General features: G+C 37.1%; 23 protein-coding genes. 12 read left to right on the plus strand and 11 right to left on the minus strand.

Annotation, left to right across the window (positions count from 1 at the left end; genetic code table 11):
• Positions 1–101: 101 nt before the first annotated feature.
• The gene (locus OVA16_RS09940) at positions 102–1,172 is read right to left on the minus strand and encodes a DUF2971 domain-containing protein (protein WP_267765291.1); all 1,071 of its coding nucleotides are present in this window, start codon (positions 1,170–1,172) and stop codon (positions 102–104) included.
• A gap of 132 nt (positions 1,173–1,304) precedes the next feature.
• Positions 1,305–2,000 (minus strand): dipeptidase PepE, encoded by a 696-nt coding sequence (pepE, locus tag OVA16_RS09945; protein ID WP_267765292.1) that lies wholly within the window; start codon positions 1,998–2,000, stop codon positions 1,305–1,307.
• A 113-nt stretch (positions 2,001–2,113) separates the two neighbouring features.
• Here pepE and OVA16_RS09950 point away from each other — a divergent pair, with 113 nt between their 5' ends.
• Both OVA16_RS09950 and OVA16_RS09955 read left to right on the plus strand, forming a co-directional pair.
• Positions 2,114–3,298: a class I SAM-dependent methyltransferase gene (locus OVA16_RS09950; RefSeq protein WP_267765293.1), complete on the plus strand. Its 1,185-nt coding sequence runs from the start codon at positions 2,114–2,116 to the stop codon at positions 3,296–3,298.
• Between the two features lie 48 nt (positions 3,299–3,346).
• Positions 3,347–4,051 (plus strand): hypothetical protein, encoded by a 705-nt coding sequence (locus OVA16_RS09955; protein WP_267765294.1) that lies wholly within the window; start codon positions 3,347–3,349, stop codon positions 4,049–4,051.
• An 18-nt stretch (positions 4,052–4,069) separates the two neighbouring features.
• Here OVA16_RS09955 and OVA16_RS09960 read toward each other — a convergent pair whose 3' ends face one another.
• On the minus strand, positions 4,070–4,636 hold the full coding sequence (locus OVA16_RS09960; RefSeq protein ID WP_267765295.1) for a murein L,D-transpeptidase catalytic domain-containing protein: 567 nt from the start codon (positions 4,634–4,636) through the stop codon (positions 4,070–4,072).
• Positions 4,637–5,049: 413 nt separating this feature from the next.
• Between OVA16_RS09960 and dnaK the strand changes: the two genes are divergently transcribed.
• Positions 5,050–6,957 (plus strand): molecular chaperone DnaK, encoded by a 1,908-nt coding sequence (gene dnaK / locus OVA16_RS09965; protein WP_267765296.1) that lies wholly within the window; start codon positions 5,050–5,052, stop codon positions 6,955–6,957.
• Between the two features lie 558 nt (positions 6,958–7,515).
• Here the strand turns inward: dnaK and OVA16_RS09970 are convergent.
• From OVA16_RS09970 to OVA16_RS09980, 3 genes are read right to left on the minus strand one after another with little or no spacing between them, the layout of a single operon-like run.
• The gene (locus OVA16_RS09970) at positions 7,516–8,598 is read right to left on the minus strand and encodes a phosphotransferase enzyme family protein (protein ID WP_267765298.1); all 1,083 of its coding nucleotides are present in this window, start codon (positions 8,596–8,598) and stop codon (positions 7,516–7,518) included.
• Entirely contained in the window at positions 8,589–9,488 is a 900-nt protein-coding gene (locus OVA16_RS09975) for a nucleotidyltransferase family protein (protein WP_267765299.1), read from the minus strand. The genes OVA16_RS09970 and OVA16_RS09975 overlap by 10 nt, the downstream gene beginning before the upstream one ends.
• 48 nt (positions 9,489–9,536) lie before the next feature.
• Positions 9,537–11,117: a helicase HerA-like domain-containing protein gene (locus OVA16_RS09980; protein WP_267765300.1), complete on the minus strand. Its 1,581-nt coding sequence runs from the start codon at positions 11,115–11,117 to the stop codon at positions 9,537–9,539.
• Between the two features lie 145 nt (positions 11,118–11,262).
• Between OVA16_RS09980 and OVA16_RS09985 the strand changes: the two genes are divergently transcribed.
• A complete protein-coding gene (locus OVA16_RS09985; protein WP_267765303.1) occupies positions 11,263–14,205 on the plus strand; it encodes an FAD-binding and (Fe-S)-binding domain-containing protein in 2,943 nt (980 codons plus the stop codon).
• A 341-nt stretch (positions 14,206–14,546) separates the two neighbouring features.
• Here OVA16_RS09985 and OVA16_RS09990 read toward each other — a convergent pair whose 3' ends face one another.
• Both OVA16_RS09990 and OVA16_RS09995 read right to left on the minus strand, forming a co-directional pair.
• Positions 14,547–15,077, minus strand: a complete 531-nt coding sequence (locus OVA16_RS09990) for a ferritin (RefSeq protein WP_267765304.1) — start codon at positions 15,075–15,077, stop codon at positions 14,547–14,549.
• Positions 15,078–15,254: 177 nt separating this feature from the next.
• A complete protein-coding gene (locus OVA16_RS09995) occupies positions 15,255–15,626 on the minus strand; it encodes a hypothetical protein (protein WP_267765306.1) in 372 nt (123 codons plus the stop codon).
• Between the two features lie 288 nt (positions 15,627–15,914).
• Here OVA16_RS09995 and OVA16_RS10000 point away from each other — a divergent pair, with 288 nt between their 5' ends.
• Positions 15,915–16,313, plus strand: a complete 399-nt coding sequence (locus OVA16_RS10000) for a hypothetical protein (RefSeq protein WP_267758899.1) — start codon at positions 15,915–15,917, stop codon at positions 16,311–16,313.
• On the opposite strand, the gene OVA16_RS20055 is transcribed toward OVA16_RS10000, so the two are convergent.
• Positions 16,310–16,786 (minus strand): hypothetical protein, encoded by a 477-nt coding sequence (locus OVA16_RS20055; protein WP_324288354.1) that lies wholly within the window; start codon positions 16,784–16,786, stop codon positions 16,310–16,312. The genes OVA16_RS10000 and OVA16_RS20055 overlap by 4 nt on opposite strands.
• Before the next feature lie 10 nt (positions 16,787–16,796).
• On the opposite strand from OVA16_RS20055, the gene OVA16_RS20060 reads away from it, so the two are divergent.
• Positions 16,797–16,961 carry a hypothetical protein gene (locus OVA16_RS20060; RefSeq protein WP_324288355.1) on the plus strand — a complete coding sequence of 55 codons (165 nt, stop codon included), beginning with the start codon at positions 16,797–16,799 and terminating at the stop codon, positions 16,959–16,961.
• 16 nt (positions 16,962–16,977) lie between these two features.
• Here the strand turns inward: OVA16_RS20060 and OVA16_RS20065 are convergent, their stop codons facing one another.
• On the minus strand, positions 16,978–18,126 hold the full coding sequence (locus OVA16_RS20065; protein WP_324288356.1) for a DNA polymerase III subunit gamma/tau: 1,149 nt from the start codon (positions 18,124–18,126) through the stop codon (positions 16,978–16,980).
• A gap of 177 nt (positions 18,127–18,303) precedes the next feature.
• Positions 18,304–19,173: an AraC family transcriptional regulator gene (locus OVA16_RS10010; protein ID WP_267758901.1), complete on the minus strand. Its 870-nt coding sequence runs from the start codon at positions 19,171–19,173 to the stop codon at positions 18,304–18,306.
• A gap of 174 nt (positions 19,174–19,347) precedes the next feature.
• Between OVA16_RS10010 and OVA16_RS10015 the strand changes: the two genes are divergently transcribed.
• The 6 genes from OVA16_RS10015 (at position 19,348) to OVA16_RS10040 (ending at position 23,130) form a co-directional block, all read left to right on the plus strand.
• The gene (locus OVA16_RS10015) at positions 19,348–19,938 is read left to right on the plus strand and encodes a hypothetical protein (RefSeq protein WP_267758903.1); all 591 of its coding nucleotides are present in this window, start codon (positions 19,348–19,350) and stop codon (positions 19,936–19,938) included.
• 238 nt (positions 19,939–20,176) lie between these two features.
• Positions 20,177–20,539: a 30S ribosomal protein S6 gene (gene rpsF / locus OVA16_RS10020; RefSeq protein WP_267758905.1), complete on the plus strand. Its 363-nt coding sequence runs from the start codon at positions 20,177–20,179 to the stop codon at positions 20,537–20,539.
• Positions 20,539–20,802, plus strand: a complete 264-nt coding sequence (rpsR, locus tag OVA16_RS10025) for a 30S ribosomal protein S18 (RefSeq protein WP_097132857.1) — start codon at positions 20,539–20,541, stop codon at positions 20,800–20,802. Before rpsF ends, rpsR begins: the two co-directional genes overlap by 1 nt.
• A gap of 10 nt (positions 20,803–20,812) precedes the next feature.
• On the plus strand, positions 20,813–21,256 hold the full coding sequence (gene rplI, locus OVA16_RS10030; RefSeq protein ID WP_267758911.1) for a 50S ribosomal protein L9: 444 nt from the start codon (positions 20,813–20,815) through the stop codon (positions 21,254–21,256).
• A gap of 158 nt (positions 21,257–21,414) precedes the next feature.
• Entirely contained in the window at positions 21,415–21,786 is a 372-nt protein-coding gene (locus tag OVA16_RS10035) for a septal ring lytic transglycosylase RlpA family protein (protein ID WP_267758913.1), read from the plus strand.
• A gap of 372 nt (positions 21,787–22,158) precedes the next feature.
• A complete protein-coding gene (locus tag OVA16_RS10040; protein ID WP_267758915.1) occupies positions 22,159–23,130 on the plus strand; it encodes a ribonucleoside-diphosphate reductase small subunit in 972 nt (323 codons plus the stop codon).
• The last annotated feature ends 130 nt before the right edge of the window (positions 23,131–23,260 follow it).

Consider the following 23,260-nt stretch of genomic DNA (forward strand, 5'->3'; position numbering starts at 1 on the left):
GGTTTTTTGTTTTAAAAGTATTTGATATTTTGTAAGTGGTTGATTTAGATTTTATTAATTTGAATTTGGCACTGAACCTGGCATTTTTTACCAAGCCGCTGTTACCTACCTTCTTCATATATCAAATTTTTAAAAATTTTAATAAAGTTCTCTCCAATATCTACGATTTCAATTTTATATTTAAGTTCTCGAACTACTAAACCATCTTTTATAATTTTATCGACTTGATATATTTTATCGTTGAATTTATGTTTTAAGATTTCTAAAAAATCTTTTGCGACTTTACCTGCATCATTACCTTTAAAATTGTATATCAAAAAATTTGAATTGGTAACTTCCAACTTGTTGAATCTTGAATTATTAAAAAATAAAGGTGCAAGAATAATTTTTGAGATTACTTTTGGGTTAATTTCAATATTGCCTCCAGACTTTCTATAATCTTCTTCTAATTTATCTTGATCATTAATTATTTCAATTGGAAATGAAATTGAATTGAATTTTTTATCTCGAAGTAAAAAACGCCACTCATTTTCGTATTTCCAACAATCATCTTTTTGAGCAAAACAGTACAATATTGGTAAAATAGCACTTACAGTTTTACTGTTAATTTCTTTACTTTTCGCAACGATTTTATAGTTGATAAAATCAGAAAAATTTATTTGTTTTAAGTGGTCATAACTTATTGGGAAAAAATACAAATCATTCTCATTTCTGTTTTTTTCAATATGCTCTTTGAATTGTATTGTTTCTAGCTCTAAACAATATCCTATTTCGCTCGTATAATGAGCCCAGATTAGTTCGTTTTTATAAGTATCAGAAAGTGATAAAACTCCTCTGCATTCAAGAAAAGGTTCGCTTAATTGTTTAAGAATTTCTTTTGTTAGTTCACTATCAATATTGTAATTTATATTTAAATCTGCTTTGTAATTAATAATAAATTCTGACATATCCCATAATATAAAGTTTCCGTCCATCACGTCGTTTAACAGATGTGAATGAGAAAAGTACATGGTATTATTCTTAAGACCTTTTACAGAATAATCGGTAATAGAATAATATTTATAAAGTTTCTCTGGAATATCAGTTTTAATATCAATTTTGATATTTTGATTTTCAAACTTAAAATCAGCGTTTTTGAGTTTTAGAGGTAGCGGTAATTTTTCATTTTCCATTTATTTCTATTTTTAGCAGTTTCGTGAAGTAAAATGACAGCTAACTCATAAATATACACAATAAACCTTCGTTAATCCAACGATATTTAGATGTGCTGTAGTAAGTCTAATATATTTAAAAGGCCAATATTTCTATAAATTGGAGCCAGCCTCAATCTCATAAGCTGCTTTCCCTGGTTCAAATATTCTAGTTAGTTCAGTTCCTTCTACAGTTATCGAGTTACCAATTCTCCTGATCCAGTTGCCTTCTCTCAAACCAATTACTTTAATATCGTTTTGAGTTAGAAACTCTAGTATTCTGGTTTCTCTAGTTTCGCCATTGTGTTGCAGGTTGGGTTGCGGGTCTAAGTAATGCGGGTTGAGGTTAAAGGGCACCAAGCCCATACAATCAAAACTTGGCGGGTAAACAATAGGCATATCGTTAGTAGTTTTCATGTTGATACCACCAATGTTACTACCAGCACTACATCCTAAATAAGGTTTGCCATGCTCAATATTTTCTTTAAGAATGCACATTAAACCCAGCTCGTGCAGGGTTTTCACTAATAGAAAAGTGTTTCCACCACCGGTAAAAAATCCTTTAGCGTTTTCAATTGCCTTAATTTGGTCATCAAATTCGTGAAGGCCTTTTACGCCGATATTAATGGTAGCAAAAAAATCGGCTGCTTTTTTAGTATATTCTTCATGAGAAATGCCTGCTGGTCTAGCAAATGGAATAAAGATAATTTCGTCTATACCTTGAAATAGCTCTATGATTTCTGTTTTTAAGTAAGCTAGGTAGTGCTCTCCAAATAGGGTAGAGGTAGAAGCCAATAGTATGTTCATCATTATTTTTTGTTGTGCAATAGGTAAAGATAAGAGCTGTTCACTAAGAAATAACTAACCTGCAATTATTATTAGTTTTTAGTGTTTACTTTTGCAGTTGATAATTAGGCATGAAGATGAACCAACAGAGCGATAGCTTATTTTTAGAGAAATTGGAAGAGAGCGTAAGGAACGGAACTTTTGTAAAGTTATCTCTAGGCAATTACAAAGGTAACGAAGAAGCGTTGAAGCAACTGTTTGTAAAACCTGTGGTACTTAAAAACAACAAGATGTTGGCTTTTAATTATCGCTATCAAACCAAAGATATTTTTAAAAACTTTTCTGAGCAGGAAAGTATCGTCTTAATTAAAAATTATGTTGCCGAGGGTTTTAATATAGCTACACTGTTTACCACGGCAGAGGAACACATTTTAGAAAAAACTGTAAAAGGCGGTCTTAGGTTAAGAACTAAAAAATTGGAACAACAAAAGCAAGTTGTTGTGGCCCATGATAAGCAGAAAAAACGCTTGATTTTGGCGAAGGATAATCTATACTTACAAGAGCTTGGTTTAACGGGCGCTGATGGTGTAGTTTTTAAAAATGCGCAAGATAAATACAAACAGATCAATCAATACATCGAGATTTTGAGCCCTTTGATTAAGGAGTTTCCTGTTGGTACTATTAAAAATGTGGTAGATATGGGCTCTGGCAAAGGCTACCTCACTTTTGCTTTGTACGATTATCTGCTTAATCATCAACAAAAGGCAAATGTAGTGGGAGTAGAGTTTAGGAAAGATATGGTTGGTTTATGTAATGCCATTGCCCAAAAAGCCAATTTCGATCAGCTTTCTTTTGTGGAAGGTACGATTGATAGCTACGAAAACGATAACATTAACCTACTGATTGCTTTGCACGCTTGCGACACCGCCACCGACGATGCCATTTACAAAGGAATACAAGCCAATGCCGAGCTCATTGTGGTTGCGCCTTGCTGCCATAAGCAAATTCGTAGAGAAATTGAGAAGCATAAAGCCCAAAACGATTTAAATTTTTTAACTAAACATGGTATCTTTTTAGAGCGACAAGCGGAAATGGTAACTGATGGCTTACGTGCTTTAATCTTGGAATATTTCGGCTATAAAACAAAGGTTTTTGAGTTTGTTTCTGATGTGCATACGCCAAAGAATGTGTTGGTGGTAGGGATTAGGAATAAGGACCAAGGAGCAAGGAACAAGGATGAAATTCTAAAAAAGATTAATGACACCAAAGCGTATTTTGGTATTGGTTACCATCATTTGGAGAAATTGTTAAACATCGGTTAATTAATAAGGCTTACCTTGAAAACAACTACCTATAAAATATCAACAGTATTGTCGTTAGCAGTACTATTATTCTTTTCTTCGTGCGAACCAAAGCGATTAGGCGAAGAAACTTTTGATTTGAATGATTTTCCTTTTGGTTTGAGTGTAAGTCGTTTTTACGAAACTGAATTGAAAAAGGAACATACAAAAACCTATTATTCTTCTTGTGATACAAGTTTTAAAGATGATAGTGGAAACAAGCAAGTTGAGGTAATTACCTATCTTGTAGATGCCGAAAAGCCAACCCAACCACTAGCAAAGCTTAAAAATGTAAGTTTTAATGTGATTAAATCTATTGCCGACGCAGAAGATAATTTAATGATGATTTCTGGCGATGCTTATTGTGGATTTAAAGATCAGATGAAGTTGTTAGAAGAACTGAAGAAAGAACATGGAAAACCAGTAGTTATCCAACATATTTCTGGCTTTACTACATTCACTTGGCGAAAAAGAGATAGGACAGTTCAGATACAATGTGAGATGATACCCGATCAAAATAACTATTACAATAAGAAAGGAGAATACCTAAATCCTTTCGGAGGTTTTTTGAAGACAGATAATTACGAACCTAATCATAGGCCTCGAATGTTTTTTTATATTTTTAATCCTGAAGCTATAGAATTGTTAAACAATCATATCGGTCTAACGAGTAGCATGAGTGGTTTTAAGCCGTATTTTTATGACTACACGAAAGATACCAAGGAGCCCTACTAATTTATTTGAGAGAGATTTTTAATTATAAATCCAAAGTAAAACACCTTTCTTTTTCTTGATTAGCAGTTTGTCTATTTGCTTCATTTGCTCATCTGCAATTACTGGGCAGCCTGCACTTACGCCAAATAGTGTTTGTGGGTGTATTTCGTAATTTGGAACAGGTGTGTAAGAGTGCAGTACCACAATTCTTCTAAAAGCATTGTTGTTGGTTGGCTCTAGGCCATACATTTTATAGTGAATGTTGATACCCCAATTGCTGTAGGCTCTAGTTTTTACTTTGTATTTTCCGAGTGAGGTGCAATTGCTACCCACTTTGTTGCTAAATACAGGTTTTGCAGCTGTGCTGCCACCGCCACCGCCATGGGCACATAAGCCAGAGATGATGGTTTTCTTTTGCTTGAAATCGTACACAAATAATCGGTTTTTCCCCGAAGGGATGCTCATATCTACCATGATGCAAATGGTAGTATCTAGCTGGTTCTTTTTAGCAAAAATTAAAGCTTCGGTTAGTTTTTCGGGCTTTATTGCAGCTGATGGCAATAAGAAAATGTTAAATAAAAGCAGCAGTAATTTTAGGTTGAGCATAGTTAAAGATAAGGTTTTAGCAGCTTGTTTTTTTTGCGAAGATGAACAGGCTTTTGTGAATTAAACCTGATGGTAGCGGATCCCGATTTAAGCATCTTTCTTATTGATTTACGGTATGCTTGCTTGTTGCACAGGTTTCATCGGGAGGAGCGAACAGCAGGGCTGACTAGGCGAAGAATTACTGACATTCGTTTCCTTAAAATAGGAATTAGTTGTTAGGGATTAGGTGTTAGTGTTTCTGCTTTAGTCTTTCAGCCTTTTACCTTCATTCCTGCCAAGCTGTCAGCAGTAATCTTAGTTTTCTTTTACATTTTAACAGCTTTTTTTGACAAAATTCTGCCAAAACCCTGTTGGCACATTGCTTGTTATTAACATGGAAACACAAAAAATAACAAAAGAAAATATATAATAAAATGGGAAAAATAATTGGTATAGACTTAGGAACTACGAACTCTTGTGTGGCGGTAATGGAGGGTAACGAGCCTGTGGTTATTGCTAACAGCGAGGGTAAACGTACTACGCCATCTATTGTTGCTTTTACGGAAAACGGCGAGCGCAAAGTGGGCGAGCCTGCAAAACGTCAGGCAATCACAAACCCAACAAAAACGATCTACTCTATCAAACGCTTTATGGGAAGCAGCTTCGGCGAGGTGGATAAAGAAGTTGGAAGAGTACCTTATAAAGTGGTAAAAGGCGATAACAACACCCCTCGTGTTGAGATTGACGATAGAAAATATACGCCACAAGAAATTTCGGCAATGGTTTTGCAGAAAATGAAAAAAACCGCTGAAGATTTCTTAGGTCAAGAAGTAACAGAAGCTGTAATTACGGTACCTGCTTACTTTAACGACGCACAACGCCAAGCTACTAAAGAAGCTGGTGAAATTGCTGGTTTACAGGTAAAACGTATCATTAACGAACCTACGGCAGCAGCTTTGGCTTATGGTTTAGATAAAACCAACAGAGACATGAAAATTGTGGTTTTTGACTGTGGTGGTGGTACGCATGACGTTTCTGTGTTAGAACTTGGTGATGGTGTTTTCGAAGTAAAATCTACCGATGGTGATACACACTTAGGTGGTGACGATTTTGACCACGTATTAATTGAGTGGTTGGCAGATGAGTTTAAGAACGAAAACGGAATGGACTTGCACAAAGATCCAATGGCGTTACAACGTTTAAAAGAAGCTGCTGAAAAAGCTAAAATTGAGCTTTCTAGCACTACTTCTACAGAAATTAACTTGCCTTATATCACTGCAGATGCTAGCGGACCAAAACACTTAGTGCGTACATTAAGCCGTGCTAAATTTGAGCAATTGGCTGCCGATTTGATTAAACGTACTATCGACCCTTGTAAATCTGCTTTGAAAAATGCTGGTTTGTCAGTTAGCGATATCGATGAGGTAATTTTAGTAGGTGGTTCAACTCGTATTCCTGCTATTCAGGATGCGGTAAAAGCTTTCTTCGGTAAAGAGCCTTCTAAAGGTGTAAACCCTGATGAGGTGGTGGCAATTGGTGCTGCTATTCAAGGTGGTGTATTAACTGGCGAGGTTAAAGATGTATTGTTATTAGATGTTACGCCACTTTCTTTAGGTATCGAAACTATGGGTGGTGTAATGACTAAATTGATTGAAGCTAACACCACTATTCCTTCTAAGAAAACGGAAACTTTCTCTACTGCGGCTGATAACCAACCATCGGTAGAAATCCACATCTTACAAGGCGAGCGTCCAATGGCTGCCCAAAACCGCACAATTGGTCGTTTCATGTTAGACGGAATTCCGCCGGCGCCACGTGGTGTACCTCAAATTGAAGTTGCTTTTGATATTGATGCCAACGGTATTTTACACGTAAGTGCTAAAGATAAAGCTACTGGCAAAGAGCAAAAAATCCGTATCGAGGCTTCATCTGGTTTAACTGATGCTGAAATCCAAAAAATGAAGCAAGAAGCCGAGGCTAATGCAGAAGCAGATGCTAAAGCGAAAGAAGAAGCGGATAAAATTAACAGTGCAGATGCTTTGATTTTCTCTACCGAGAAACAATTGAAAGAGTTTGGCGATAAATTATCTGCCGATAAAAAAGCTCCAATTGAAGATGGTTTGAAAAAATTGAAAGAAGCTCATGCTGCTCGTAACTTCGCTGATATTGAAGCTGCACAAACTGAGTTGCAAAATGCTTGGAATGCTGCTTCTGAAGAGATGTACAAAGCAGGTCAGGATGGTCAGCCACAGGGCGATGCTGCACAAGCTGAGCCACAACAAGGTGGCGATACCGTAACTGATGTGGATTACGAGGAAGTGAAAGACGAAGAGAAAAAGTAGTCTGAAAGTTTAGAGACCGAAAGTCCGAAAGGGTTTTAGTCATCATATAGAAAGCGTTGCTGATTAAGTTCAGTGACGCTTTTTTTGTTCTACGCCTCGTCATTGCAAACTTTGTTAAGCCCTTCCCTTTGGGGAGGGTTGGGTGGGGCTTTTGAAAACGAATGCCTGCCTTTCATCGCAAATCCAGCCCCGCCATCCGCTGCTATCTTTTTGTTCTGGCTTTGTCATCCTGAGCCTGTCGAAGGATTTTTTATAGCAGAAACGCTTCGACAGGCTCAGCGTGACACTAGTTGTGCGGTATGTGCTCACAAAAAGTATATCCGCTGCTGTCGGGTTTAATTTACAAAAGCCTGAGCAACTATTAAAAATTTGGCTAAAGCCCTGAACAAATTGCATAAAAACCGTTGGCTAAAGCCAACGGCAAAGGGAAAATGATAATGATTGGAATGAAAGGATATTGCTGCCGTTAGAAGACAGATTATTGAAATGAGGTAGCTCATTAACCAAAAAGATTGAAAGCGAATGAGATAATTTATCCGAATTAGTCGATTTCTATGCTTATTTATCTAGAAGCTCCGCATCTACCAGTTGCTGTAACTGCTCTTCATTTTTAACTAACTCTTCCAATAATTTAAACTGATTTTTTGCTCTGTCTAAATTCTGGTCTGCGTAAGCGGTAGGATAGTAGATATTTCCATTTAAAAAGTCTGTTAAAAAACGAAGGGCCTGCATGTAAATCATGTACTTACCACTAAACAAAATCAACCCTTTTTCAGTGCTGGTTAAAATACTTCCCATTTCAGAGAGATAGCCTTTAATCATGGCAGCAAAATAGTCTACACGAATGTTGATTTTCGATAAATCTCTTTCATTTTCAGAAAACTCGCACAAGTAAGTACGCATCATATCGCCCAAGTCTGAAATGAACTTGCCAGGCATCAAGGTGTCTAAATCGATTACACAAACACCTTCGAAGGTTTCTTTATCAAGTAGGGCGTTACTGATTTTAGTATCATGGTGCATTACCCTATTTGGAAAATCAGCATTGCTGCCTAATTGCAAATATTGCGTGAGAATAGGTTCAAATTCAAAAGCCGTTTCAATTTCTTTCGCAGCTTGGTCTTTAACAGTAACCGAAGCTTGGCTTAATGCCGTTTTAAACTGTTCGAAACGAAGTTCTAGGTCATGAAAGCCAACAATAGTGGGTTCCAGCTTGCTGCTATTAAAGTTGTCTAATAACCTGCTTAATTTACCGAATTGCTTTGCCGCTTCAAAAGCTTGTTTGGCGGTGCTTAGCGTATCTAAAGCCACAGTGCTTTTTACAAAAGGCATCAATCTCCAATATTTACCCTCATGCAAGTACATTGCTTCTCTGTTGGTGGTGTGCAATGGTGCGGGAAAAATATAATCTGGAGAATTAATCTTGAGGAAGTTGGCTACCGTTTCAATGTTATTGGCAATTGCCCAAGGATTGGTAAACACACTCGTATTAAGCTGTTGCAATACAAAATGTTCGCCATTAGAAAGGTTGGTTAACAAATAGGTTCCGTTGATTAAACCGGAACCTATTTGTTGTATGTTGATGTTTTCTTTATTAAAGCCGTAAGCTTCTAAGATATTTTCATCAATGGTTAATTCCATAATTTTTCTGGGTAGCTGCCATTTTTGATCAGTTCGTCGATGCTTGCTTGTACTAATGGCTTGTCTTCCTTATAAGTAACACCAAACCACTGGTTATCGGTAGGTACTACTTTAAAAGAAGCAGTATTGTTTTTTACCAAATGCTCTCCAATTAACGGAATAAAAAATTCTGCTTTAGGCTTGTCTTTGTTCTCCATGGCAAAAGTTCTAAACAAATCTTCGGTAATTTGGAAAACTGTTGGCGTAAAACCCCAAAAATTCATAGATACTGGCGTATCGAAGTCAAGCGGGAATTCTTGCTCGTTTTCTTCATAAACAATAGCGCCATCTTTTTTGTACACTTTTGTTCTTTCTACAATTTCAGTTAAATTTCCCGCCTCGTCTGCTTTACAAACGCCTCTAGATACCGCTCCAAAATCTGATAAAGTTTTACCTATTTTGTAACCGATGATCGAATAAGTAGCATCGTTTACTTCTGTAGTAAGAAAATCTACCATTTTTTTGAAAGCATCATAGCCATAAAAGTCATCTGCGTTAATTACACAAAACGGTTCTTTAACTACTTTTCTTGCAGATAAAATGGCATGGGCAGTACCCCAAGGTTTTTCCCTGTAAATTTCTTCTTCAATGCCAAATTGTTTCAAATCAAAGTTTTGATAAACGTAGTCTACTTCAATTTTTCCTTTCAATTTCTCATCAAAAATTGCCCTAAAGTTATCTGCAAATTCTTCTTTAATAATAAATACTACTTTGCCAAAGCCTGCTTTAATTGCGTCGTATATAGAATAATCGATAATGGTTTCGCCGTTTGGGCCAAAGCCATCAATTTGTTTCATGCTACCATAGCGGCTTGCCATCCCGGCGGCCAAAATTAGTAAGGTTGGTTTCATTAACTATTTAGTTTTTAAATGAATATTAGTTATTGCCAAAGTTAAGTTTTAGAATCCAAAAAGCCCACCACCTTTTGATTTAGTTGTGCGACTTTTTTTGCCCGTTAGCATTCCAAAAATACCACGTACAATCTCTTTCCCAATTTGGCGTGTTATGGTTGCGCCCATAATCTCTTCTACTAAACTCTTTTCGCCTGCTTTTGGTTTGCTTTCTTGTTCAATTCTTTTCTTTTCTTCTTCTTCGGCTTTTGCCTCGTGCTCGCTGGCCAACCGCTCATTAATCCTATCAGTTAGCATTTCATAGGCGCTAATAGGATCTTTAGTTTCCTGATATTTGGTATATAATGGGCTTGCTAGCATCAGTTTTTCGCAATCAATAGTCGCCATTGGCCCCATTACTGCCCTAGGCGGGGTAAGCAAAGTCGCCGCCACCTCTGTGGGTATTCCTTTTTCGTTTAACACGGTAATTAATGCCTGTCCAGTTCCAAGCGAAGTTAAAACTTTGTCTATCGTGTAAAAATCAGATTTGGGATAGGTATTCACAGTCTTTTTTAAAGCATCAACATCGTTTGGAGTAAATGCCCTCAAAGCATGTTGTACTCGGTTCCCTAATTGTGAGAGCACACTTTCGGGTATATCCATAGGAGATTGGGTACAGAAAAAAACACCAATTCCTTTAGATCTAATTAACCTGATAATCGTGTTGATTTGCTCTAGGAATGCTTTTGGCGCATCGTTGAATAATAAATGAGCTTCATCAAAAAAGAATACTAGCTTCGGTTTATCTAAATCGCCAGCTTCGGGCATAGTTTGGTAAATCTCTGCTAGTAAGCTCAACAAAAACGTAGAATAGAGTACAGGCTGGCTCTGCACATCGGCAATATTTAGCAGACTAATTACGCCTTTGCCATCTATGCGGTTAAACAAATCTTCAATATCATAAGAAGTTTCGCCGAAAATACCGCCCAAACCTTGCTGTTCTATCGCCACTATTTTTCTCAAAATAGTGCTTGATGTTGCCGTAGATATCGAACCGTAGGTAGATTTGATTTCTTTTGCACCCTCTCCTTCAGAAAGATAACCTAATAATTTTTTCAGGTCATTGAGGTCTACTACAGGCATTTTGTTATCGTCAGCATATTTAAAGATGACCGCTAAAACGCCAGATTGCGTATCGTTAAGTTCTAAGATTTTAGATAAAAGTATCGGGCCAAATTCGGTAACTGTTGCTCGCATTTGAGCGCCGAGTTTACCACTTAACGAGTAAAGCTCAATCGGGAAGCCGCTAGGTGCAAAGGGTTTGTTTAATTGCGTAGCTCTTTCTTCTATTTTTGCGTTGCTGGCACCCGCTTGGTTTAAACCAGATAAGTCGCCTTTTACATCGAGCATAAAAACGGGAACGCCCGCATCAGAAAGCTGCTCTGCCAATAATTGTAAGGTTCTAGTTTTTCCGGTACCGGTAGCACCAGCAATTAAACCATGCCTGTTCATCATTTTTAGTGGTAGGTTTACTTCGGCTTCGGCTATGGTTTCTCCATCTAATATTCCGGCTCCTAAATAAATAGATGCACCAGTTGGCGAGTAAGATGCTTTTATCTTCTCTGTATATGAAATTTTGTTGTTACTCATAATCCATAATTTGAATGGTTAAAATAGTAAGAATTTTTACCATTAGTGCTTAAATTTTGTTGATGTTTTAAACTTGTTTTCAGTTTTGCAGTTTTTTGCAGCTTTTGTTTTTAAAAAACGCAAGTAAAATACTTAAATTTACCATGTGTCAAATCTTACCAACCTAATTACTTCTTTCCAAAAACTAAATGCTGGTTTTGATGGAGAACTTTTTTTCGATAATTCTGCCGCCCACGAAGCCCAGAAGTTAGTTTATTCTACCGATGCTTCAGTTTATCAAGAGAAGCCTTTGGCTGTAGCTGTACCTAAAACAAAAGAGGGTATTAAACAACTTATTGATTTCGCTAACGAAAATCGCTTAACACTTATTCCAAGAGCGGCAGGTACATCGCTAGCGGGCCAAGTAGTTGGTAACGGATTAATTGTTGATATCTCTAAGTATCTCAATCAGATTTTAGAAATCAATGCCGAAGAGAAATATGTGAGGGTGCAACCTGGTGTAATTAGAGATGATTTGAACCTTGCGCTAAAGCCATTTGGCTTAATGTTCGGCCCCGAAACTTCTACAGCCAACCGAGCCATGATTGGCGGTATGATTGGCAATAACTCTTGCGGTTTACACTCTATTGTGTGGGGCGATACCCGCCAGAATTTATTAGAGGTAAAAGGCTATTTAAGCAATGGACAGGAGGTAACATTTAACGAACTGTCTTTAACTGCGATAGAAGAAAAGGCACAGCAAAATAGTTTGGAAGGTGTAATTTACAAAGGCATTTCTGCGTTGGTAAACAATCCTAAGAACATAGAAGCCATTGAAAAAGGTTATCCCAAAAAATCCCTAACTAGAAGAAATACCGGGTATGCCTTAGATTTTCTAATTCCCGAAGAAGGAAAGGAAACGTTGAACATGTGCGAGCTGATTGCCGGCTCGGAAGGTACTTTGATGTTTGTAACCGAAGCGAAGTTGAACCTATTGCCTTTGCCTCCTAAAATGGATGCCTTGGTTTGTGTGCATTTCAACTCTTTAGCCGAATCGTTGTTAGCCAACATTATCATTTTGAAGCACCAACCGATGGCTTCAGAGTTGGTTGATAAATACATCATGGACTTTACCAAAGGGCATCCCGTTTATCAGCATAACCGCTTTTTTATTGAAGGCGAACCAGAAGCCTTGCTAATGGTAGAGTTTTTTGCCGAAACACAACAGGAATTAGATTCTAAAACTTCTGCTTTGATAGCAGATTTAAAACTGGCAGGTTTAGGTTACGCTTATCCGGTTGTGTATGGCGCTCAAACTAAATTAGCATGGGATGTTCGTAAAGCGGGTTTGGGTCTAATCAGAAATTTACCAGGCGACACACAACCTGTGAATTTAATTGAAGATTGTGCCGTAGCACCAGAAGATTTGCCAGCCTATATCGAAGAGCTTCAACAACTGCTCGATAAGCATCAATTAAAAGCATCTTACTATGCCCATGCTGGTGCTGGGGAGTTGCACGTAGAACCTATGATTAACCTTAAAACGACCGAGGGTAAGGAGCTTTTTAGGACGGTTTTAAAAGAAACCGCGGCTTTAGTTAAAAAGCATAACGGTTCGTTAAGTGGAGAACATGGCGACGGAAGGTTAAGAGGGGAGTTTATAGCAGATGTATTGGGTGCTGAGGTTTATCAATTGCTAAAAGAAGTGAAGCAATTGTTCGATCCACTTGGTGTTTTTAATGCCAACAAGATTGTGGACACGCCACCAATGAACGAGTTTTTGCGCTATGAAGCGGATAAGCCGGTAAAACCTATTCAAACGATTTTTGATTTTTCTAAGAACGAAAGTATATTAAGGCTGGCCGAAAAATGTTCGGGATCTGGCGATTGCAGGCGAACACATGTGGCAGGTGGCACCATGTGCCCATCATACATGGCCACTCGCCAAGAGAAAGATACCACCAGAGCAAGAGCAAATATTTTACGCCAGTTTTTAACCAATTCGCAGGGCGATAACCCGTTTAACCACAAAGAAATTAAAGAAGTGATGGATTTGTGTTTGAGCTGTAAGGCTTGTAAGTCAGAATGTCCATCAAGTGTAGATGTAGCCAAAATGAAAGCAGAATTTTTGCAACACTACTACGATGCCAATGGCGTACCTTTCCGTACTCGAGTAATCGCAAATTTCACAAAATCGCAGGCTTTGGGTGCTATTGTGCCATCTATCTACAATGCCTTAATTGCCAATAATTTCACGAGTAAATTAATTAAAAAGATAATCGGTTTTGCTCCAGACCGCTCACTGCCAAAAGTAGGCAAAACTACCTTGCGTAGTTGGAAGAAAAAGCACGACAATAAACAATCGTTGCAGGTTAGGGATAAAAAAGTTTACTTATTCTGCGATGAATTTACCAACTATAATGATGTTGAAATTGGTATAACTGCCATTAAACTTTTGGAGCGATTGGGTTATCAGGTAATTATTCCGCAGCACGAAGAAAGCGGAAGAACCTATCTATCTAAAGGATTGTTACGTGATGCTAAAGCTCTAGCTAACAAGAATGTAAGTTTATTGGCAGATTTAGTAAACATAGAAGCGCCATTATTGGGTGTAGAACCTTCGGCTTTATTAACATTTAGAGATGAATACCCTGAATTGGTGGATGCTCATTTGGTACAGAAAGCAAAACACTTGGCACAAAATTGCTTTTTAATTGAAGAATTTTTATGGCAAGAATTTGAGACAGGAAAAATTAGTGCCGATCAGTTTACGACTAAGCCACAGCAGATTAAACTTCATGGTCACTGTTACCAAAAATCTTTAAATGCATTAACACCTACCGAAAAGATTTTGGGAATGCCTGCTAATTACACCGTAGAAATGATACCTTCTGGCTGTTGTGGTATGGCAGGTTCTTTTGGCTACGAAGAAGAACATTACGAAGTATCGATGCAAGTAGGGGAGTTGGTATTGTTGCCAGCAGTTAGAAATGCAGCTACAGATACCATTATTGCCGCTGCGGGAACAAGTTGTAGGCACCAAATTAAAGATGGTGCTCAAAAAGTGGCCAAACATCCTGTAGAAATTTTGTGGGAGGCTTTGAAATAGGGATATTAAGATTATAGCTATCCTAGCGGGCAATTTTTACAACGCTTGCCTCTTAGATATTTTTCGCAGCAGTTTTTCTTCTTCTTGTCTTTTTTTTCCTGCTTCGAAGTTTTCTTTTTTTTATCTTTCTTAGACATATTAATGTTTTAGCCACAGATGCACAAATCTTAATGGATATTTACCAAAAAATATCTGTGCATCGGTGGCTTATTTTGTACAACCTAAAATTAAACAAAAAAGGTGCATACTTGTTGTACACACCTTTCAATTATTGTTTTGTTGTTTTGCTTAATGTAGCACTATGGCACTTTTTACTTTAAACTTTCTACTTTTAACTTCAACTAAGCTTCGCTGTCGTAAGAAATTTGGCCAACGTGTTTGTCAATTTGCCATCTTCCAGTGCCTTCTTCGCCAATTACTTCGAATAATTCTAGTGCTCTGCGTGCTTTGTATTCTTCTTCGCGTTGCTCTCTAAAGAACCAGTTTAAGAACTCTAAAGTAACATAATCTTGCTCTTTATGGCAACGGGCAGCAATGTTTTTGATAGATTGCGTTACGCTAACTTCTTGCTCTAAAGCTTCTTCAAATACCTCACGGAACGAGTTGTACTCTTGTTTGATGTTGGTTACTTCTGGAGAAACAGCGTTTCCACCCATGTCTAACACATATTTGAAGAATTTTAACTGGTGCTGTCTTTCTTCTTCTGCTTGCTTAAAAAAGTAATCAGCAGAAAAATCGTAGCCATTTCTATTGCACCAAGATGCCATAGATAAATATATAGAAGAAGAAAGTGCCTCTTTTTTTATTTGTTGATTGATCAATGTTTCTACCTCTTCTGATAGTAAACATTTAATTCTCATGATATCTTTCATTGTCAATTAGATTTTATGATTAGTTATTATGAAACATTCGCATTGGTCAGTTGTTCGGGCTGATTGCTAAAAAAAAATCATAATAACCTAAAACTTTCTTTTAGAACACTACAAAGTTAAGCCGATAATGTTCTGTAAAAGAAATTATTAATAATTCGGAACGAGTCTAAGTCTTAGTTAAACTACAATACGAAACAAACGATCGTGAATAATGTGGTTCAGTTCCAGCATTACGAAAGTGCCTTGTAAGATTTCTTTTAGTTTGATAAGTTCTAATAAAGAAAGCACATAAGAATGGTCGCAAGCGCAAATAAAGATAATTTCTACGTCGGCAGTTTTGTCGCTGCTCAATAGTTTTTCTTCAATATTTACGTTGTAAACTGCTTTTTTAAGCTTTAAAAGATTTCTGTAATCGAAACGAGCTAACTTGCCTGCAAAATCAATGTACCAGCATTTCTCCGAATCTGATTGAAAGATAGCACCGCTTGGTGTAGCGAATACCTCTTCGAATGTAGCAGCGGGAAAGGTTAGTTCTTTTATCTTTTGCACTTTAATTAACTTGTTAATGCAAAATTAATATTATTTAGATTTAATACAAATAAAAATGAAAATTAAGCTGCATATTGATTTTGCGGCTTTGCTGATTTGGATAGTAGCAATAAATTAGATTAAATAGACCTGATTGAGCGGAAAGCCCGCAAGCGAGCATAGCGAGTGCGGGTTTGAAGAGAAAGCAGGAGTGCCAATAATAGTACTGCTTTGGTTGCTCTTCTTTTTTAAATGCTTGATAAAACAAAAGTCAGATGAAGTAGGTTTTATGTTTAAAATAGACAGACAATGGAAAATCAAAAACCGGCTAATGATAAGCTACATGCTAGCGATCTTGGCGAAACCAAGGATTTTAATGAACTTACTTACGACAAAAATAGAAATAGTTTTGAGTATGATGTAAAAGGCGAAGAAAAAGATTATGATCATCCATTGCCTTATGATACCATCTCTACTGGGGCAGTAAATGATGACAGTACTTATGACGAGGCTAACCCTTACGTAGGTAACGAATATGATGAAGATGGACAGGTTGATGAGCAGCTAGATGAAAATGGAATGCACATAGATAATAGGGGAGAAAGTGTAAGGTTAAATGCAGAAGATAGAATTTTGGCGCAAACCGAAGAAGATTTTAGGGACGATTTGGATGAAGAAGGTTATCCGAAGAATGACTTGCCTCACTAGGGTAGCAGATCTAAATTAAAGCGTTTACGCATTTCCTCTAGCTGTGGGTTTTTCTCTACTAGGTAGGCGTATTTATCTTTATTGCTATAAATTCTGTTGCTCTGTTTCGGTTCTATCCGCTTAGTAACTATTTGTATATCGAAATTTTTGAGTTGCGACCTGATGAAGTTTAGCAACTCAATTTTTTCATCCTGTAAGGTGCTTTCAAGCGCAATATTTTCAATAGATACAATAATATTTGTTCCGTCTATAACAGGTTGGTTGCTGCTTAATAAAGTATACAAATGTATTTTATCTTCGGCATTTGCTTTTTGGATGCATTGTTTCCAAACCGCCATAAATTGGTCTTGTGTAAAGGCCTGGGTGTCGTTTCCACTAACGTATTGTGGCCCTTTATCTTCTCCATCTAAATTATTGCCACTACTAAAATCTGTTAAAGAAGGGATTAGTGAGCCGCCTGTGCTTTTAACCAAAGGCTGTATTTTGATTGGAGAAGCGGGGGCTGCACTAATTTTTGGCGCTTCTACTTTTGGTTGTGGCGGTTGTGCTGGTTTTGGAGCCGCTGCAGTGGTTTCCGTCTTTTGCTCTACAGGTGCTGCAACTGCAACTTTTGGACTTTCGGACTTAATCTCTTTCGGACTGCTTTGAGCTTGCCCAGAACTAACTAAAGTTTTTTTTTATCCTGATCTTGGTCAGTTGCGGTGTTGGCGAGTTGAATTACAGATGGAATGTGGCACATTTTAATGAGTGCCAGCTCAACCTGCAACCGCTGATTTTTACTGTTCTTGTAATTAAGATCGCATTGGTTAGCTAAATTTAGTGCCGTTAAAATGAAGCCTAAATTTGCACCATTACTTTGCGCCAGGTATTTCTGCTTAATATTTTCGCTTACTTCTAGTAGTTGGATAGTCTGGTTATCTTTGCCAACCAATAAATTTCTAAAGTGACCAGCCAAACCGTTGATGAAGTTATTGCCGTCAAATCCGTTATTCAATATCTCATTGAAAAGTAGGAGCGTATTGCTTACATCGCCGCTGGTTAGGTAATCAGTTAACTTAAAATAATAGTCATAATCTAAAATATTCAGATTGGCAATTACCGCTTGGTAGGTTACATTTCTGTTAGTGTAACTAACAATTTGGTCAAACATCGAAAGTGCATCACGCAACCCACCATCGGCTTTTTGGGCAATAATGTGCAGGCCGTCGTTATCGGTTGCAATATTTTCTCTTTCGGCAATTTTGGCTAAGTGATTAGCAATATCATCAACTTGTATCCTGTTAAAATCAAAAATCTGACAACGAGATAAAATGGTTGGCAATATTTTGTGCTTCTCTGTAGTAGCTAAAATAAATATGGCATAAGATGGTGGTTCTTCCAATGTTTTCAAAAAAGCATTAAATGCACTGGTTGATAACATGTGAACCTCATCTATGATGTAGATTTTATATTTTCCGGCTTGCGGCGGTATCCTTACCTGCTCAATCAAACTTCTAATGTCGTCAACAGAGTTGTTTGAGGCAGCATCTAGCTCATGAAAGTTAAAAGAATGTCCCGATTGGAAAGATTGGCAGCTTTCGCAAGTGCCACAGGCTTCTTGCTCGGCGGTTAAACTGGTACAGTTAATGGTTTTTGCTAAGATACGTGCACAAGTAGTTTTACCTACACCACGCGGTCCGCAAAATAAGAAAGCTTGCGCCAGTTGATTATTTTTAATGGCATTTTTTAAAGTTCCGGTAATATGCTGCTGTCCAACTACGGTTTCGAACGTGGCTGGGCGATATTTACGGGCAGAAACAATAAAATTTTCCATTGGCACGAAAATAGGGAAAATTTGCGGAGTTGAAATATTGAAATTTGGAATGTTGAAAAGTTGCGTGTTGGCCCGAGCTTGGTTGACCTTTTGTTGATCATCTTGACTGACTAGTGATGCCTGATCCCTAACCCCTGATCCCTGACTCCTGATCCCTAACTACTAATCCCTAACCACTTAAATAATCGACTTCAGCTCCTTTCGGTATTGCGATGCGCTTTTCCCAGTAAACTCTTTAAAAATCTTATTAAAATGACTAAAGTTATGGAAGCCACTCTCATAGCTGATATTGGCAATGCTGGTGGGTTTTTCGGCCAAAAGTTTTGAAGCGTGTACCACCCTATATTCATTCACGAACTTAGTGAAGGTCTTTTTAGTCATCTTTTTAAAGTACCTACAAAATGCAGGTACGGTCATGCTCGTCATTTCTGCCACTTGCTCTAAGCTAATTTCTTCGGTAAAATGATCTTTAACATAATTAAAAACCATGTTGATCCTATCATTATCTTGTGCCTGCATTTCTAGCGAAAAGTTTTGTGCGTTTAATAGTTTATAGTCTGATGCCTGCTCTAGCTCTCTAAGTACGCTTAAAAGCGCTAATAATTTCTCGAAAGGCCATAAGTTGTTCATCTTTTCTAAAACTGGCCCAACAAGTTTCATGGTGTCTTTGCCAAAGGCGATGCCATATTTTGCCTTGTCGAATAAATTAGCAATGCCTTTGGTTTCTTTTAGGGTAAGAAAATCCGATCCCAAAAAATTAGGCTTCATTTGTATCACTACCTCATTAATGTTGCCGGTAGTTTCGTCGGTAAAGCCACAGTGTGGTAAATCGCTGCCTATTAAAATCAAATCGCCATCGGTATAATAAGAGATGTGGCTACCTATTTGTCGCTTGCCGGTTCCTCCATTAACAAAAACCATTTCTATTTCTGGGTGGTAATGCCAAAGGTAGGCCTTATTGTTTGCGTTTTGCTGGTATTTAGAATAGTAAAAAGAACTTCCAAAAGAAGGTTCTATAATCTCGAAACTGGGTTTTATCTTTTTCATGCTAATTGATGCTAAATTAACTAAAAAATATGTGTTTTTGCTTTTATTTATTTGTTTGTTGTTTTTATGAGTTAAAATAGCATAGTTATTTGCAAATATGGAACATAAATGCAGATGAGTTACTCACTACATTTGCTTCTGTTAAATAAGTATTAACGTTTAAGGCAAATCACAATGAGAAAGTTATTAGGTTTTAGTTTAGTTATCCTTACGGTGTTTATGGCAAATGTTGCCATGGCAGACGATATGGAGCTTTTGGTTAGAGTAGCCAAAGAAAACAGTAAATGGGTAAGCTTTATTACTAGCGATGCTAAAGAATTTGATGTAACGCTATATGCTGCCGATGAAGAGGTGCTTTATCAAGACCGCATTAAAACGGTTGGCAATAAATTTCAAACTTATGATTTGAGTTCGCTTCCTCAGGGAACTTACCAGCTGAAGATGGAGTCAGAATCGAAAGAAATTACATATCAAATTGAGATCAATGAAGAAAATGCGGTGCTTTCGCAACCAATTATTGTGGAGCTTAAAAGACCAATTTTTGTTAAAGAGAACAACCTAATTACCCTAGATTTGAATGGTGCATGTACTGGGCCAGTTGAAGTGGTGATCTATAATGAATATAATGAGAAGCTTCATGAAGAAGTTTATGCAGAAAACAGTAAGGTATCGAAAAAATTTGATGTAAGTAAAACCACATCAAGGGAATTGACATTCTTGGTTAGATCTGCCGGGCAAGAATATGCTGAAACTATCAAGCTTTAATTTAGCAACATATATATTACTAGTACGAGAGAGTGAAAGCATTGCCGCATGGCGATGCTTTTTTGTTTTGAAGTGTCTTTTTCTGTGTAGGTGTGTGTTGCTAGTTTAAGTTGGATTGAGTATTTGTGAATCTAACTAGACTGTTTTTCAAAACAACACTTTGATTTATAGAAATATATTGTTACATTTGCAGCCCGTTTTAGAGCGGAATAAATTAAAAAAATAATTAAATACAACAATGAATCAGTACGAAACTGTTATCGTTCTTACCCCATTGTTATCTGAAGAAGCTGCAAAAGAGGCAATTGCCAAATTTACAGCAATTATCAAAGATAGCGGAGCCGAAATTATCGCAGAAGATAATTGGGGTTTGAGAAAATTAGCGTATCCGATCGACAAGAAAGGAAACGGATTCTTTCATCTTACAGAATATAAATCTGGTGGTGAATTAATAAACAAGTTAGAGCTAGAATTGAAACGTGATGAGCGTGTTTTACGTTTCTTAACTGTGAGATTAGATCGTCATGCAATTGCATATAGCGAGAAAAAACGCAGCGGTGCTTTTAACAAAAAACCTAAGAAAGAGGAGGCTTCAGCGTAATGGCAAGAGATCAAATCCAATATGTTACTGCTCCAAAAGTGGAGGATAACAGAAAAAAATATTGCCGTTTTAAGAAAAATGGTATCAAATACATTGATTACAAAGACGCAAACTTTTTGTTGAAATTCGTTAACGAGCAAGGTAAAATTTTACCTCGTCGTTTAACTGGTACTTCTTTGAAGTTTCAACGTAAAGTGGCTCAAGCTGTAAAACGTGCTCGTCACATCGGTTTGTTGCCTTTCGTTACTGACCAATTAAAATAGGAGCTGAGCAATGGAAATTATTTTAAAGCAAGATATCAAATCACTAGGTGAGAAAGATGATATCGTTACGGTAAAACCAGGTTATGGTCGTAACTACTTAATTCCACAAGGTTTTGCAACTTTAGCAACTCCTTCTGCAAAAAAAGTATTAGCAGAAAACTTAAAGCAAGCTGCTTTTAAACAAGATAAAATTAAGAAAGATGCTGAAGGCGTAGCTGCTAGATTAGCTGATGTGAAATTAAGCATTGGTGCTAAAGCAGGCGAAACCGGTAAAATCTTTGGTGCTGTTAACACTATCCAAGTGGCTGATGCATTAAAAGCTAAAGGTTTTGAAGTTGATCGTCGTCGTATTACTTTTGAAACTGAGCCTAAAACTTTAGGCGAATATGTAGCTAACTTAAACTTGCACAAAGAAGTTAAAGTGAAAGTACCTTTCGAAGTAGTAGCTGAGTAATTTTAGCTAAACAAAATTTAAGGCCCCGAATTGTAAAATTCGGGGCCTTGTTTTTTAGAGAGCCTGCTGTTTAATATATTAGGTTTTTATATTTGCCAACCAATTATAAATAAAGAAAGCAATTCAAATTGGAACGTTTTAAAAAATATCGTCAACCTATGAGATTATTGTTATTCTTATGCTTTATCGCATTAGGTGCTAAATCGCAAAATGTAGTGGCAAAAGCTACAGATACCACCAAGAAAATTATTTTTACCACTTACTACGCCAATAAATTTGAAGGCAAAAAAACTACCAGCGGCGAGCGTTACCGCGGTGCTAAATTTACTGCTGCTCATCGTACCCTTCCTTTTGGTACTATGGTTACGGTTAAGAACTTGCGTACCGGAAAATCAGTACAAGTAAGGGTTAATGATCGGGGTCCTTTCAGTAAAAAATTTTCTTTGGATGTTTCTAAAGCTGCTGCCAAAGCAATAGGTATTTATCGCTTAGGATATGCCAAAGTAGAAATCTCCTACGTGCTAGATTAACGCATCTAATTACACACTTTTTAAACTTATTAACACTCTTTTTGATTCTGTAGTCCCTTAAAAAGAAATAATTAGCTTTTTTTCTCCCCGTTTCTGACAAAATTCTGATTAGAAATTGACAGAAAATGAAAGGCATGTTAACAACTTTAAGCCTTAAAAAATCCCTCAACTTCTATATTTGTTATACGAAGTTCTTTAATAGAAAGCATCCAAAATATTATTTAACTAGTTGTTGTTTAGTTTGTTAAAAAGAGCCATTTTTTTAAGCTTTTTAAATTAATAAACTAGGTATGGCTTGTTGGGCGCTTTCTAGATTATAGAACATCAATTGTATGCTGCATCGCAATTTCTAAGAATGTAAAAAAAGTGATTATGGAAGACGAATTATTACTAAGAGAGAACAAGGATCGATTTGTACTATTGCCAATTAAATTTCCGGCAATTTGGGAAATGTATAAAAAGGCCGAAGCTAGCTTTTGGACAGCTGAGGAGATAGACCTTTCTGACGATATCAAACATTGGGAAAACTTGAACAGTGGCGAGCGTCATTTCATTTCACATATCTTAGCTTTCTTTGCTGCAAGTGATGGTATAGTGAACGAAAACCTAGCGGTTAACTTCATGAGCGAAGTTCAAATTCCAGAGGCACGTTGCTATTACGGTTTCCAGATCATGATGGAAAACATCCACTCGGAAACTTATGCCTTATTAATTGATACTTATATCAAAGATCCAGAAGAAAAAGATAGACTATTCCATGCTATTGATACCGTACCTGCGGTAAAGAAAAAAGCAGAATGGGCATTGCGCTGGATTGATAATGGCACTTTTGCCGAGCGCTTGGTGGCTTTTGCTGCGGTAGAAGGTATTTTCTTTAGTGGTAGTTTCTGTTCTATTTTCTGGCTAAAGAAACGTGGTTTAATGCCGGGCTTAACTTTTAGTAACGAGCTAATTTCTAGAGATGAAGGTTCGCACTGCGAGTTTGCCTGCCTGCTTTACAGTATGTTGCAAAACAAATTGAGCGAAGAGCAAGTGCAAACGATCATTAAAGATGCGGTAGAAATTGAAAAAGATTTCATTACAGATGCTTTGCCAGTTAAATTAATTGGCATGAATGCAGATTTGATGAAACAGTATATTGAGTTTGTAGCCGATAGGTGGTTGGCCGAACTTGGTTACTCGAAAGTGTATAACGCTACCAATCCATTTGATTTTATGGAGATGATTTCGCTGCAAGGCAAAACCAATTTCTTCGAAAAACGTGTAGGCGATTATCAAAAAAGTGGCGTGTTAACTTCTTCGGAAGATAAAGCACAGGCTTTTTCATTAGATGAAGATTTTTAAAATTAGGTAATAGGTATAAGGTTTTAGGTGTAAGGTTAGGTCTCATATCTCAAATCTCATATCTCAATACTTAGAATAATATTTTGAAACCAGGTGCCGCTATGAAAATATGCACCATAAAAATTTTGTA

It is taken from the genome of Pedobacter sp. SL55 (genome assembly GCF_026625705.1).
In the GTDB taxonomy this organism is placed as follows: domain Bacteria; phylum Bacteroidota; class Bacteroidia; order Sphingobacteriales; family Sphingobacteriaceae; genus Pedobacter.